This window comes from Sinorhizobium sp. 6-70 (genome assembly GCF_030124375.1).
In the GTDB taxonomy this organism is placed as follows: Bacteria; Pseudomonadota; Alphaproteobacteria; order Rhizobiales; family Rhizobiaceae; genus Sinorhizobium.
Map to the genome: position 1 here is coordinate 267,299 of NZ_JASKLS010000002.1, position 14,895 is coordinate 282,193.

Genomic DNA, 14,895 nt, shown 5'->3' on the forward strand with positions numbered 1-14,895 from the left:
TTTCCCAGTCAGGATGCGTTGCGATCACGTGCGCCATTGCGATCACGCGCGGCCTTGCGAACCATGAGAGGCACTGGTGCTTCACTGTTCAGGCCAAAAAGCGCTGTGACCGTTTGCAGCCGCTCAGCGGCAATGCCAGTCAGCGGTCCGGGAGCCTCCAACACCTCTCTAAGGGCGGCAAAGGCAGCGCGGCGTTCCTCGATTTTCTCCGGCAGCAATTTTGGAACGGCTGCAAGCGCCGCCTCCTCGTCTACCAGCAACACGAAATACTGCGTGCGCATCAGCGCCTTGAATTCGGCAAGCGTCAATTGCTTAGCGGAGGGATGAGCGCGCCGAAGCCGGCGGACCGCTTCGAAACCACGCTCGTCGACCTTGCCGCGCGCCATGCCGACAAAGAGCAGCGCCCGGGCGAGAGCCTCCTGAAGGCCGCCCTTGGCCATGTCAGCTTTCAGCGCCGCGATCCTGTTCTCGAGGAGCGCATGGTGCAGCAGGTTTTTTGCCGCCTTGCGCGGAGCGCGGTCAGACTTCGTGTCGATACCGAGCGCCGCTTGCAAGGCGGGCGCGCCGTAGACTGCGTGAAAAGTCTGCTCCGAAAGGTGCTCGACCATCTGGCGCCAGGCTTCCAACCCGTCGACCACCTGCCGGGACATGTTCTCTTGCAGCGCCAGGAGCGGGTTGTCGGGTGCGGCCGGTTGGCGCTCGTCGCGGACGTTCCTGGCGATCGCCTCGATCCATGCCATGACGGGATTGCGTGGACCGAACACTTCATATTGCAGGCGAAGCGGATGCATGTTCCGCATCGCCTCCGCCATCGGTGGCGTCACCATCGCTTTGATCCAAGGCTGCAGATAGGTGCGGTAGAGCGCCAGGTTGATCTCGGAGACCCTGGCGGCCGTAGCGAAGCGACGGTCATCCTCGAGATCATTGCCACCGAAGGCGCGGATATCATCAAGCGTGCGCGCCTCGCAGCGCATGACCCATTCGCCGGTGACCAAATCACTGTTCTCTATCGCCGGTCCCACCGGCTCCAGCACGGCTTCGTAAAGGCCGGGCGGCAGCACGTCGATCAGGTCGATATTGGATGCGAACTCGTCGTGTTCCTTGCGGGCAACACCGGCGGAGACGAAGATGCCGAGATGGCCGATCTTTTCGTGCACCGTGTAGACGATGGTCTGGCCGTGCGCGCGGATCTCGTCGACGCTGTCGTAAAGATCCAGGATCCAGTCGAGCGCCTGCGCAGGCGGCGTGATATTGTCGCCCTTCGAGCAGAAGACGACGATCGGCGAGCGGATGTTGCGCATATCGATGGTCGTGCCGTCGGACGTCTGGATCTCGCCCGCGGCAAGTTTGTTTCCGACGAAGAGCTCATCGACGATGAACTGCATCTCCTCGGCGTTCAGCTTCACATGGCCGCCCCACCAGCGCTCGAAGCCCAGATAGCGGCCAGCCTCCGTATCGATCTTCGAATAGAGGTTATATTGCTTGGTCCAGAGCGTATTGGCGGGGTTCTGGTTCTCGAAATTCTGCACCAGCCAGGCGCCGTCGAATATGCCGGCGCCGAGATCGCCGGTGAGCGCCGTCAGCCAGCTGCCGCCGAGCAGCCCCCCCGAATAGCGCATCGGATACTGGCCCGTGAGACCCGCCCAGTAGGAAAGCGGCGCGCCCGCGATGATGATCGGCCCGAACAGTTCCGGACGCAAAGAGGCGAGGATCATCACGGCCCAGCCGGCCTGGCAATTGCCGATGACACAGGGCTTGCCATCTGCATCGGGGTGGCGGGCGATCACGGTTTCGAGGAAGACGGCCTCGGCGCGGGCGATGTCCTCGATCGTCTGGCCCGCGACGGGCTCGGGAAGGAAGCCGATGAAATAGCAGGCGTGCCCCGCCTTCATCGCGACACCGATCTCGCTGTCCGCCTTGAAGCCGCCGATGCCCGGCCCGTGGCCGGCGCGCGGATCGACGACGACGAACGGCCTTTTCAACGGATCGATCGCCGTGCCGGCGGGCGGCACGATCCGCACGAGTGCATAGTTGACGGGGCGATCGAGCTTGCGGCCATCGCAGACGAGTTCCGCTTCGTAATCGAGCACGTGGGGCGCCGCGCGTGCCGCATGCTCTTCGTACTGGATGCCACGCTGCCGCATCACGTCCAGAAACAGGATGGAGCGCTGCCAGCCGTCGAGCGCATAAGCATAGGCATCGGCAAAGGTTGGTATTGTCGGGATGGTGGATTGCTCAGGCATGACGTCCACTCCGCGTGCGACCGAAGGTCGGTCCCATTCCTATCGGCAAATATGAGCAACCGTCTTTGTCGAGCGTTGATCTGCGTCAAAGAAGGCAGGCGGCAAGGCCGCAACATTATCCATCGTTGAAAAACCTGCGGATGTCTTTGATTTTACGCTCTTTTATTTTGCAGGTCGGATGAGCGTAGCAACGCCGTGTTACGGTGATTTGACACTCCGCACAAAAAATTGCGCCGATCCCTTTCCGCCCTCGGCGGTCGCGCAGGCAGGATGGCACTGAACGACACCGGTCGCAAGACTACCCTTGAAATTCAACGCGCGGGCTGCCAATTGGGGCAAAAGCCAAGGAGGTCTGCAACGCGATGAGTGAAGTCGAAATGTCCGTCGAAAAACATGTGTTCGAAGCCGACGTGGCGCGGCTGCTCCATTTGATGGTGCACTCGGTCTACTCGGACAAGAACATCTTTCTCCGCGAACTGATTTCGAATGCGGCGGACGCCTGCGAAAAGCTGCGCTACGAGGCGATCGTAGCACCTGAGCTGCTCGCCAACGATCCCGCACCGCGCATCACGTTGACGCTGGACGAGGACAAGGCGCGTCTCATCGTCGAGGACAACGGCATCGGCATGAGCCGCGACGAACTGGTCGAATCCCTCGGCACGATTGCCCGTTCCGGCACGCGCGCCTTCATGGAGCGGATCGAGGCGGCCCAGGGCAAGGAAGGCGCACAGCTGATCGGCCAGTTCGGCGTCGGCTTCTATTCGGCCTTCATGGTTGCCGACAATGTCGACGTCGTCTCCCGCCGTGCGGGCTCCGACAAGGCCTGGCACTGGGCGTCGGACGGCAAGGGCAGCTACACGGTTTCCGCGGTCGAACTCGCCGATGCTCCGGCGCGCGGCACGCGAATCACGCTGCATCTCATGGACGACGCCAAGAGCTACACGTCGCGCTGGACCGTCGAGCGGATCGTCAAAGAGCAATCCGGCCACGTGCCCGTCCCGATCTCGATCGTCGAAAAACCGGGCGAAGAGCCCGCCCAGGTCGCGGACGGCACGGCTCTCTGGACCAAGCAGAAGAGCGAGATTTCCAAGGAAGACTATGCGGATTTCTACCGCAGCGTCGCCGGGCAGTATGACGAACCGGCGGCCACCGTTCACTTCCGGGCTGAAGGTCGCCACGAATATACGGCGCTCGCCTTCGTACCCGGCTCCAAGCCGTTCGATCTCTTCGACCCGGATCGCAAGGGGCGCATGAAACTCTATGTCAAGCGCGTCTTCATCACCGACGAGGCCGAATTGCTGCCGCGTTACCTGCGTTTCGTACGCGGGCTTATCGACACGGCCGATCTGCCGCTCAATGTCTCGCGCGAAATGATCCAGGAAAGCCCGCTCCTCGCCAGCATCCGCAAGGGGCTCACGAACCGCGTGCTGACCAGCATCGAGAAGCTGGCGGAAAGCGAACCCGAGACCTTCGCCAAGGTCTGGGAAAACTTCGGCAGCGTCATCAAGGAAGGCATCTACGAAGATTTCGAGCGACGGGCACAGCTCATTGCGCTTTCGCGCTTCCGCACCACTGCGTCTGACGAAAATCCGCGCGCCTTGAACGACTACGTCAAGGACATGAAGGATGGCCAGACGGCGATCTACTATCTGACCGGCGACAACCTTGCGCAGTTGAAGGCTTCGCCGCAGCTTGAAGGGTTCCGCGCCCGCGGCATCGAAGTGTTGCTGCTCACCGATCCGGTCGACAGCTTCTGGGTGACCTCGGCGCCGGATTTCGAAGGCAAGCCGTTCAAGTCGATCACGCAAGGGGCGGCGGATCTCGCCGGCATCGCCAAGCAAGCTTCCGACGATGCGACGTCCACGGAAGCGAGCCAGGCCGTGGCCGAATTCGTGGCCTTCGCCAAGGCGACGCTCGGTGACGTGGTTTCCGACGTCAGGACCTCGGAGCGGTTGACGGAAAGCGCGGTCTGTCTGGTAGCACCCGAGCACGGACCCGATCGCCAGCTCGAGAAGATGCTGCAGGGTGCGGGCCGCATCGACGGCGCGGCAAAGCCGATCCTGGAGATCAATCCCGGCCACAGCCTGATCACGGCCATTGCTGCCTGCCCCGCCGAGGACGACGCGTTCCGCGAGGACGCGGTGAGGCTCTTGCTCGACCAGGCGCGTGTCCTCGACGGCGACAAGCCGGAAGATCCGCGCGCCTTCGCGGAGCGGCTGTCGCGCGTCTTCAGCCGGGCTTTGAAAAGTTAAGAAACTTAGCGGATATGCCCCTCATCCGGCCTGCCGGCCACCTTCTCCCCGCAAGCGGGGCGAGGAACAAGCGGCGCGGCCTTGCGCTCATCCCTTCCCCGCGCTCGGGCGCAAATAGGTGAAGGAGCCAGCGGCAAGCTCCCAGTCCCCTCGCCCCGCTTGCGGGGAGAGGGCTAGGGTGAGGGGCAAAAGCCGCAAACTCGCAACGTGAAGCCTGGCCGATCTCACCCTTTTGCTTTCGGGACGGCCATGCCGATCTCGGCCAACACTTCCGCCGTGTGCTCCCCAAGCCGGGGCACGCCGCGCTCGAGTGCGAGGGACGCGCCCGAGAAGCGAAGCGGTGTCCTGACACCGGGCGACGTACCGGCCGCCGCGCCGGTGTGCGGCGTAACCACCCGCATCTGCCGGTGAAGGATCTGTGGATCGGCAAAGACGTCGGCGACCGTATTGATGGGCCCGCCGGGGACGCCTGCCGCTTCGAGCTTCGCCAGAAGCGCATCCCGCGCGAACTTCACCGTTTCCGCGGCGAGCTCGGGTGTGAGAGTCTCGCGATATTGAACACGGCCCGCATTGGTCAGATATCGTTCGTCTGACGCCAGATCCGCGCGACCGAGCAGGTGGCAGAACTTGACGAACTGCCGGTCGTTTCCGACAGCGACGATCAAATGGCCATCGGCGGTCGGAAAGACCTGGTAGGGCGCGATGTTCGGATGCGCATTACCGAGACGCCGCGGCGCCTTTCCCGAGACGAGAAAATTCAGCGCCTGGTTGGCGAGCACGCCGGTCATGCAATCGAGTAGCGCCATATCGATCTGCTGCCCCTCGCCGGTGCGTTCGCGCTGTGCGAGCGCCGCCTGTACGGCAATCACGCCGTAAAGCCCGGTGAAAATGTCGGCGAAGGCAACGCCGATCTTCTGCGGCTCGCGATCCGGCTCGCCGGTGAGATCCATGATCCCGCTCATGCCCTGGACGATGTAGTCGTAGCCGGCGCGGTGGGCATAGGGACCGTCCTGGCCGAAGCCGGTCACCGAACAATAGATGAGCCGCGGATTGATCTTCTTGAGGCTCTCATAGTCAAGCCCGTATTTGGCGAGACCACCGACCTTGAAGTTTTCGAGGAGCACGTCGGATTGCGCAGCCAGCCGCCGTACCGCTTCCTGCCCCTCTTCCGTCGTGAAGTCGAGCACGACCGAACGCTTGCCCCGGTTGCAGGCGTGGAAATAGGCGGCGTCGAGCTTTTCCCCACCCTCGCCTTCGACAAAGGGTGGCCCCCAGGTTCGGGTATCGTCGCCGGCTGGGCTTTCGACCTTGACGACATCGGCGCCGAGATCGGCAAGCGTCTGGCCGATCCAGGGGCCAGCCAGAATGCGGGCGAGTTCGAGAACGCGAATACCCTTCAGCGGCGCTTCCATGACGGCGACACTCAGAAGAAGGCCTGGAGCCCGGTCTGGGCGCGGCCGAGGATCAGGGCGTGTACGTCGTGCGTACCCTCATAGGTATTGACCGTTTCCAGATTGAGCATGTGGCGCATCACTTGGTATTCCTCGGAAATGCCATTGCCGCCGTGCATGTCGCGGGCCATCCGGGCGATGTCGAGCGCCTTGCCGCAATTGTTGCGCTTGACGATCGAGATCATTTCCGGCGCCATCCGGCCTTCGTCCATCAGCCGGCCGACACGGAGCGACCCCTGCAGTCCGAGCGTGATCTCGGTCTGCATATCCGCGAGCTTCTTCTGGAAAAGCTGTGTCTGGGCGAGCGGACGGTTGAACTGCTTGCGGTCGAGGCCGTATTGGCGCGCCGCGTGCCAGCAGAATTCAGCCGCACCGAGCGCGCCCCAGGAGATGCCGTAGCGGGCGCGATTGAGGCAGCCGAAGGGACCCTTGAGCCCTTCGACATTCGGCAGCAGGGCCTCCTCGCCAACCTCGACATTGTCGAGGACGATCTCGCCGGTGATCGACGCGCGCAGCGAAAGCTTGCCGGCGATCTTCGGCGCCGAAAGCCCCTTCATGCCCTTTTCCAGCACGAAGCCGCGGATCGCGTTCCCATGGGCCTCCGATTTCGCCCAGACGACAAAGACGTCCGCCAGCGGCGCGTTGGAAATCCACATCTTCGAACCGATCAGGCGGTAGCCGCCGTCGGTCTTGATCGCCCGTGTCTTCATGCCCGCGGGATCGGAGCCTGCGTCCGGCTCGGTCAGGCCGAAGCAGCCGATCCATTCGCCGCTGATGAGCTTCGGAAGATACTTCCGCTTCTGATCCTCCGAACCGTAGGCGAAGATCGGATAGATCACGAGCGAGGACTGGACGCTCATCATCGAGCGATAACCCGAATCGACGCGTTCGACTTCACGCGCGACGAGGCCGTAGGCGACATAGGATGCGCCTACGCCGCCGTAGGTGTCCGGGACGGTCACGCCGAGCAAGCCGAGCTCGCCCATCTCGCGGAAGATCGACGGATCGGTTTTTTCCTCGCGATAGGCCTCGATCACGCGGGGCTGCAGCTTCTCCTGGGCGTAGGCGCGAGCCGTATCGCGGATCATCCGCTCGTCTTCGCTCAGTTGATCCTCGAGCAGAAACGGATCGTCCCATTGGAACTGGATCTTTTCGGCCATGTCTCTCTCCCGTCGTATTTTTCCGCCTGTGGTTATGGCAAGCGGGCTCAGCGGTTTCAAACGAAATTGAGGCACTGCCTCATGCGTCTGGGGAATGGACCTTGCGCCCGGGACGGTTCTGCGGATTATTCGCAAACGCGATACAGAGATCGACAAGCCCGCCGCCATGACTAATAATCGCCTCGAACGTTTTGCCCACAATCTGGACTGGAACCTGCTGCGCACCTTCGTCGTCGTTGTCGAGGAGGGCAGCATCACGGCGGCGGCCAACCGGCTGCTTCTGCAGCAGCCCGCCGTCAGCATGGCGTTGAAGCGGCTGGAGCAGACCGTGGGCCAAAAATTGATCGACCGGCGGCCGGGTCGGTTCAATCTCACCGAAGCGGGTGAGAAATTGCACGGCCAGTGTCGGGACATCTTCGCAGCGGTGGTCCGTCTGCCCAATGTGCTGGAGACCGCGGGGGAAGAGGTGACCGGCCATCTCAACATCCATTCAGTCAGCCACGCGCACAATCCGGCCTGGGATCGCAAGCTCGATACTTTCTTCCGAGTGCATCCGAAAGTGACCCTGTCGGTGACGATCGCGACGACGGTCGATGTGCTCAGTGCCGTCGAGCGCAACATCGCCACAATGGGCCTTTGCGACGGCGTCATCCCCGACGGATTGAACAAGAGCTTCCATATTCGTGAGCGTTACGCACTTTATTGCGGGCGCGGCCATCCGCTGTTCGGCGTCGAAGGCGTCGATTTCAACGACCTGCGTGGCAACCCCTACATCGCCTTCATTGCCGACGTCCTTGGCGGGCAGCACATGAATTCGGTGACGGCCGTTCGCGCACTCGGCTCCTTCGGCCAGCAGGTTCGGGGCGTTTCCTGCAATGTCGAGGAGGTGATGCGGCTGATTTGCGCCAATGTCGGTATCGGCATGCTGCCCGATCATCTCGCGGGCCCTGCAGCCAAAGCCGGGCAGTTATGGCAGTTGCCGCCCTACGGCGACCTTCCGACGGCGGAGGTCTTTCGTATCTCGAACCCCAACTCGATCCTCAATCCGGCGGAAGCAGCCTTTCTCGCGCATGTCGCGGACACGGAACCGCTGGATCACTGCCTGGGTCATCATCAGGATTGATAACGACATTTCCAACTATAAATTTGAACGGCCCCACTCGTCGTCTTATGGTCCGAGCTTATGGTCCGAGCGAACGACCTACTGCATGTTGTGTCCTTAAATCGTACCCGATTTAAGGACACAACATGCAGCAATTCAAAGCGTTACAGCGACCTTTGTGCGTCTGAAAAGACGCACGGCGCTGTAGGGAGCCGGGGAACAATGCGGAAATACGATGTGGTCATCATTGGCGGCGGAATTGCGGGCTTGTCGCTCGCCTACTTCCTGAGCCAGCACCGCTCGGTTGCCGTCATCGAGCGGGAGGACGCGTTTGGTTACCACAGCACCGGCCGTTCCGCCGCCGAGTTCGTCCTGAGGTACAATGCGCCGGAAGTGTGCGCGCTGGCAAAGATCGCCAAGGTTTTCTTCGATCGACCGCCACAGGGCTTCACCGATGTGCCGCTCTTGAAGCAGCGCGGCGGCGTGATGATCGCCAGCGCCGACAAAATCGCGCGGTTCGAAACGGTTCTGGCCGAGGAGCGCGCGTTCACGCCGGAAATCGAGCGCGTGACACCGGACGAGGCAATATCGCGCGTTCCGATCCTCAAGCCCGACTACCTTGCTGCGGCTTACTATGACCCGAATTTTTGGGACATCGAGGTGGAAAACCTGCTTCAGGGCTACGTCAAGGGCGCCCGGCGGAATGGAAGCGAGATCCTGGAACGCCATGAGATCTTGTCGGCCGAACATGATGGAGCCGCCTGGATCCTGACGACGACCGCCGGCGAGATCAGCGCGAGGGTTGTCGTCAATGCCGCCGGCGCTTGGGCCGATCCGGTGGCCGCGCTCTTCGGTGTCGACCCGATCGGCATCGTCCCGCATCGCCGCACCGCCATTACCGTCGATCTCCCGGACGGCGTGGACGCCACGACCTTGCCGGAAATCAACGAGATAGACGAGGATTTTTACATGAAGCCGGAAGGCGGGCGACTGCTCGCCTCTCCGGCGGACGCCACGCCCTGCGAGCCGTCCGATGTCCAGCCGGAGGAGATCGATATCGCCTGGGCTGCACACTACGTGGAAGAGGCCACCACGATCTCCGTGCGGAGGATCGCCAAGAGCTGGGCGGGCCTGCGCAGTTTTTCCGCCGACAAGCTACCCGTCGTCGGCTTTCCGCAAGGGCGGCCGGATTTCTTCTGGCTTGCCGGACAGGGTGGCTACGGCATCCTCACGTCGCCGGCGCTGGGAGCGCTCGCGGCCAGTTTCCTTGCCGATAGGCCTCGGCCGGAAGCGTTCAAGAGCGAAGCACTCGATCCGCAATCCTTCTCCCCTGCCCGCTTCCAAAAATAGCAAGAGCATCAACTCCGTCGCAGACGGCGCTCGGTCGATCGTCGCGGCCCATGGCGGGGCTATGGCATGTGCCTTAGCTCTACGCGGGACATGATAGAGCCTCAGATTTGGAAACGGCCGTGACGCCCCGGACCTAGATCCCCGCAAATCCTTGTTCGTCGATGTCGCCGGCGCCCAGCGCCACGAACTGATCCAAAAGCCACGACGCGGCCGGCCCCGGCGGTGTGTCGCGCCGCCAGACGCCGGCGAAACGATAGATCCCGCCATTGTGGTCGGGGATCGCGAGTCGCATCAGCGTGCCGTCATCGAGATCGGGCTGGACCAGAGGCAGGGGCATGTTGCCCCAGCCAAGCCCTTGGCGCAGCAGCGCATGCTTCGCACCGAGGTCGGCAAGCCTCCAGGTGCGGGGACTGAGCACGGCGAAGTCCTGCCCCTCGGTCAAGGAAGAGCGATCCGTCAAGACGAGCTGGACATGGTTGCGCGCCTCCCCCGGCTCGATCCTCTCCATCCGCCCGAGCGGATGGTCGGGCGCAGCCACCGGGATCGTCGCCACCGCCCCTGCCGCAATACAACTCACTCCCTCGACGGCCGTTGCCAGTGGGCCGGAAATGCCGATCACCGCCTTGCGTTCCAGCACCGCCGCAGTAACCGCGCCAAGGGCCTCGACATGCAGGCACAGCGCCACCGTCGGAAACGCCTCGGCGAAGGCGTGCAACGCCTTTCCAATCCTCTCCGCCGGCACCATCACGTCGACGGCGATGTCGACCTCCGCCTCCAATCCGTCGAGTAGACCCTTCACCTTGGCGCGCAGGCCGTCGACGCCTTGAGCCAGCGCCCGCGCCTCCGCGAGCACCGTACGTCCTGCAGCCGTCAGCTTGGGCTTTCGCGTGCCGTCGCGTTCGAACAACTCGAGCCCGAGCTGCGCCTCCAGATTGGCGATTGCGTAACTGACGACGGAGACGGCGCGATTGAGATTACGGGCCGCTCCTGCGAAACTCCCGGCATCGACCACGGCCAAAAACACCCGAAGCTGCTCGAAAGTTGGCGTGCCGGGATTGGACATAGTTCAACTTTCTCGAACAAATATGTCACAATTATCCCACTATCTAAGAAAGCCCGCAAGCCTATATACACGATCGAGAGGACCAAGCCGGCAGGAACTAGACGGGGATCCGGATCATTCGCCACCCACAGAAAAGAGCCGCCGCACTGGCGAGCCGTTTCCGAAGCCGCTGCCGCTCTCGGCACTGAACGAAAGAAGGGAGGATGCTCATGTCAATCGGACCGCAAGTAGCCGTTCTTCGATCAGACTCCGTGTCGGTTGCTCGCGTTCGCAGCGATCGTGTTGTCCAGACGGAGAGCATCGCAATCCCGAATTCGGACTCGTTCAGCACCATCGTTCAACTTCGCCCCTTCAAGGACCACCGTTTGTGGCGAAACGGAAGACTGGTCCATGACGGATGCCACTCACAGGGGGCGTTGTCGATCACCCACCTTGTCGAGGACTGGCGCTGCGAGCATCGCTCGGCGTTTGACAACATCCGCTTTACGATCGACCGTGGAGCCTTGCGCGATTTTTTGCTCGATAACGGAAAGGCCGACCTGCCCCGCCTGAAATGCGAGCCCGACCTGGTCGATTCAGTGGTGTATCACCTTGGCCAGGCACTCTTGCCGGCCCTTGCAGATCCTGAGAACGCCGACAACCTGTATGTGGACCACGTCCTGCTCGCTTTTCAGGCTCACCTTCTAAGCCGCTACGGCGGCGTTGATCTGGCGCCGGCCCGGCAACACGGCCTTTCCAGACACCAATTGGCGGCTGCGACGGCATATCTCGCGGAACATGCGTCGCGCAAAATATCAATGACCGAGGTCGCGTCGATATGCGACCTTTCGACAAGCCACTTCATTCGGGCATTCAAGAAATCGACGGGGCGCACGCCTCACCGCTGGCTGACCGAGCACCGAATCCAGATGGCCCAGGACCTGCTGTTGAGTGAGACGCCCATCGCAGAGATCGCGGTCAGCTGTGGGTTTACCGATCAAAGCCATCTGACACATGTGTTTTCGTCCATTTGCGGCGCGTCACCGGCCGCTTGGCGGCGGATGCAGCGCAAATGAGGCCCCGGCAGCAGACAACTTCTGGAGGATCTTCGGTTTTTCATCACGGCCGTTTGCGCGAGGTCGATGAAAAAAATCGATCCATCGGAGCAATTTTCGACAACGAGCGCAGTTATCTACAATCAGCATCCTTTCGCATATCTACAATCAGCATTCTTCCCATATCTACAATCGACATTCTCTCGCACGTACGCGCAACATTATGGAGGTCTCAATGCCGACGAACGCCACCCCGACCCCTGGCTCTCTTCTGATATCACCGAAGGACCACACGCTGATCATGATCGATTTCCAGTCGCAGATGGCCTTTGCGACAAAGTCGATCGACGCGGTATTGCTGCGTAACAACGCCGCGCTTGTGGCGCACGCCGCCGCCGGCTTCGGTGTTTCCACCATTCTGACGACCGTCGCCGAAAAAACCTTCTCGGGCCCGATGTTCGGCGAGATCACCGAGGCCTTCCCGGGCCAGGCGCTGCTCGACCGCACGTCGATGAACACCTGGGAGGACGCCGCCGTCATCGAGCAGGTCAATGCCATCGGCAAGCCGCGGCTGGTCTTCTGCGGACTGTGGACCTCCGTCTGCATCGTCGGACCGACGCTCTCGGCGCTCGACCAGGGCTTCGAAGTCTATGTGATCGCCGACGCCTGCGGCGACGTCTCGGAAGAGGCGCACGAGCGCGCCATGGAACGCATGGTCCAGGCCGGCGTCAGGCCGATGACCTCGCTGCAATACATGTTGGAACTGCAGCGCGACTGGGCCCGCACCGAGACCTACGACATGACGACGGGCATCGCCAAAAGGTTCGGCGGCTCCTATGGCCTCGGCATCATTTACGCAAAGAGCATGTTCGGCGCGTCCGAAGGACACTGAACGCCGCCAGTTGCTCCAACCGTTCCGTCCGCATCGGGCGGAACGGCTCGTCTCGCCGAAAGGACCATGCCGATGAAAATGTACCTGCTGTCGCTCGGCGCCGGGCTGCTCGTGGGCGTCATCTACAGCCTGCTTAACGTTCGCTCGCCGGCTCCGCCGGTCATCGCGCTGGTGGGGCTTTTGGGCATCCTCATCGGCGAACAGGCGGTGCCGGTCATCAAGCGCCTGATGTCGGGCCATCCGGTGAACGTTTCGTGGTTCAACAGCCGCTGTGTCCCGCACGTTTTCGGGGAACTGCCGACTGGGGTCAATCACAACGGTGTGGCCGATCAGCCGCCGACGCGGGAGATCGGCTGATGCCGACCCGCCGCGGCTTTCTGGGAGCGGCATCCGCCCTGGCGCTCCCGGGGCTGTTTTCACCGGCGCGCGCCGCCAATTCCGTTTCGAATTCTGGAGACACGCCAATGAGCGCCGATCTGATCCTCCATCATGGCCAGGTGACCACGCTCGACCGGACGAACCCGAACGCAACCGCCGTTGCAGTCAAGGACGGCAAGTTTCTCGCCGTCGGCGGCGATAGCGAGATCATGGCGCTCGCCGGACCCGGCACGAAGGTTATCGACCTCAAGGGCCGGCGCGTGTTGCCGGGACTTATCGACAACCACACCCACGTCGTGCGCGGCGGCCTGAACTTCAATATGGAACTACGCTGGGATGGCGTCCGCTCGCTGGCCGATGCGATGGACATGCTGAAACGGCAAGTAGCGATCACGCCAGCGCCGCAATGGGTGCGCGTCGTCGGTGGTTTCACCGAGCACCAGTTCGAGGAAAAGCGGCTGCCGACCCTGGAAGAGATCAACGCGATCGCCCCCGACACGCCGGTCTTCCTCCTGCATCTTTACGATCGCGCGCTCCTTAACGCCGCCGCGCTGCGTGCCGTCGGCTACACCAAGGAAACACCGAACCCGCCGGGTGGCGAGATCGCCCGCGACGCCAACGGCAACCCGACCGGCATGCTCATTGCCAGGCCGAATGCCGGCATTCTCTATGCGACGCTCGCCAAGGGCCCGAAGCTGCCCTTCGAGTACCAGGTCAACTCCACGCGCCATTTCATGCGCGAGCTGAACCGGCTGGGCGTCACCGGCGTCATCGACGCAGGCGGCGGCTTCCAGAACTATCCGGACGACTATGCGGTGATCCAGAAGCTCGCCGACGACGACCAGATGACCGTTCGCCTCGCCTACAATCTCTTCACCCAGAAGCCGAAGCAGGAGAAGGAAGATTTCCTCAACTGGACGAAGTCGGTGAAATACAAGCAGGGCGACGACTATTTCCGCCACAACGGCGCCGGCGAGATGCTTGTCTTTTCGGCCGCCGACTTTGAGGACTTCCGCGAGCCGCGACCCGACATGCCGCCGGAGATGGAGGGAGAGCTCGAGGCGGTTGTACGTATCCTCGCCTCGAATCGCTGGCCCTGGCGCCTGCATGCGACCTATGACGAGACCATCTCGCGCGCCCTCAACGTCTTCGAAAAGGTCAACCAGGATATCCCGCTCGAAGGCCTCAACTGGTTCTTCGACCATGCCGAGACAATCTCGGAACGTTCGATCGACCGCATCGCCGCCCTCGGCGGCGGCATCGCCGTCCAGCATCGCATGGCCTATCAGGGCGAATATTTCGTCGAGCGCTACGGCCTGGGTGCCGCCGAAGCCACGCCGCCGGTTGCACGCATGTTGGAAAAGGGCGTCAAGACATCGGCGGGTACCGACGCCACGCGCGTCGCCTCCTACAACCCCTGGGTCTCTCTGTCCTGGATGATCACCGGCCGCACGGTCGGCGGCATGCGGATCTATCCGCAGCGCAATTGCCTCGACCGCGAAACGGCGCTCAGAATGTGGACCGAAAATGTCACCTGGTTCTCCAACGAGGAAGGCAAGAAGGGTCGCATCGAGAAAGGCCAGTTCGCAGACTTGATCGTCCCGGACAAGGACTTCTTCGCCTGCGCCGAGGACGAGATTTCGTTCCTGACCTCCGATCTGACGGTCGTCGGCGGCAAGGTCGTCTATGCGGCGGGAACCTTTGCCGACCACGACGAAAGCGAAGTCCCACCGGCCATGCCCGACTGGTCGCCGGTCAGGACCTATGCAGGCTACGCTGCCTGGGGCGAACCGGATGGCGCCGGCAAGCGCTCGCTGCGGCGGACGGCGATCGCCACTTGCGGCTGCGCCAACAGCTGCGGTGTCCATGGTCACGATCATGCCGGCGCCTGGACGTCGAAGCTGCCGGTCGCCGATCTCAAAGGTTTCTGGGGCGCGCTCGGCTGCTCCTGCTGGGCTGTCTGACGAAGG

At 62.5% G+C, this 14,895-nt stretch carries 11 protein-coding genes; 7 read left to right on the top strand and 4 right to left on the bottom strand.

Annotated elements, in window-relative coordinates; translation table 11 throughout:
* Positions 1–8 precede the first annotated feature (8 nt).
* The gene (locus QN222_RS05080) at positions 9–2,243 is read right to left on the bottom strand and encodes a DUF3141 domain-containing protein (protein ID WP_283964418.1); all 2,235 of its coding nucleotides are present in this window, start codon (positions 2,241–2,243) and stop codon (positions 9–11) included.
* Between the two features lie 362 nt (positions 2,244–2,605).
* Here QN222_RS05080 and htpG point away from each other — a divergent pair, with 362 nt between their 5' ends.
* Positions 2,606–4,495, top strand: coding sequence for a molecular chaperone HtpG (gene htpG, locus QN222_RS05085; protein WP_283964417.1), 1,890 nt, complete (start codon positions 2,606–2,608; stop codon positions 4,493–4,495).
* Positions 4,496–4,719: 224 nt separating this feature from the next.
* Here the strand turns inward: htpG and QN222_RS05090 are convergent, their stop codons facing one another.
* Together QN222_RS05090 and QN222_RS05095 are read right to left on the bottom strand one after the other, a co-directional pair.
* The gene (locus tag QN222_RS05090; protein WP_283964416.1) at positions 4,720–5,907 is read right to left on the bottom strand and encodes a CaiB/BaiF CoA-transferase family protein; all 1,188 of its coding nucleotides are present in this window, start codon (positions 5,905–5,907) and stop codon (positions 4,720–4,722) included.
* 11 nt (positions 5,908–5,918) lie between these two features.
* Positions 5,919–7,106: an acyl-CoA dehydrogenase gene (locus tag QN222_RS05095; protein WP_283964415.1), complete on the bottom strand. Its 1,188-nt coding sequence runs from the start codon at positions 7,104–7,106 to the stop codon at positions 5,919–5,921.
* Positions 7,107–7,272: 166 nt separating this feature from the next.
* Between QN222_RS05095 and QN222_RS05100 the strand changes: the two genes are divergently transcribed.
* On the top strand, positions 7,273–8,229 hold the full coding sequence (locus tag QN222_RS05100) for a LysR family transcriptional regulator (protein WP_284005283.1): 957 nt from the start codon (positions 7,273–7,275) through the stop codon (positions 8,227–8,229).
* 201 nt (positions 8,230–8,430) lie between these two features.
* Positions 8,431–9,558, top strand: a complete 1,128-nt coding sequence (locus QN222_RS05105) for an FAD-binding oxidoreductase (protein WP_283964412.1) — start codon at positions 8,431–8,433, stop codon at positions 9,556–9,558.
* Between the two features lie 133 nt (positions 9,559–9,691).
* Here QN222_RS05105 and QN222_RS05110 read toward each other — a convergent pair whose 3' ends face one another.
* On the bottom strand, positions 9,692–10,621 hold the full coding sequence (locus tag QN222_RS05110) for a LysR family transcriptional regulator (RefSeq protein ID WP_283964411.1): 930 nt from the start codon (positions 10,619–10,621) through the stop codon (positions 9,692–9,694).
* 209 nt (positions 10,622–10,830) lie between these two features.
* On the opposite strand from QN222_RS05110, the gene QN222_RS05115 reads away from it, so the two are divergent.
* From QN222_RS05115 to QN222_RS05130, 4 genes are all read left to right on the top strand, one after another.
* Positions 10,831–11,676, top strand: a complete 846-nt coding sequence (locus tag QN222_RS05115) for an AraC family transcriptional regulator (protein WP_283964410.1) — start codon at positions 10,831–10,833, stop codon at positions 11,674–11,676.
* Positions 11,677–11,890: 214 nt separating this feature from the next.
* Entirely contained in the window at positions 11,891–12,547 is a 657-nt protein-coding gene (locus QN222_RS05120; protein ID WP_283964409.1) for a hydrolase, read from the top strand.
* 72 nt (positions 12,548–12,619) lie between these two features.
* Complete coding sequence (locus QN222_RS05125) at positions 12,620–12,904, top strand: XapX domain-containing protein (RefSeq protein ID WP_283964408.1); 285 nt, start codon at positions 12,620–12,622, stop codon at positions 12,902–12,904.
* Entirely contained in the window at positions 12,904–14,889 is a 1,986-nt protein-coding gene (locus QN222_RS05130; protein WP_283964407.1) for an amidohydrolase, read from the top strand. The genes QN222_RS05125 and QN222_RS05130 overlap by 1 nt, the downstream gene beginning before the upstream one ends.
* Positions 14,890–14,895: the final 6 nt, after the last annotated feature.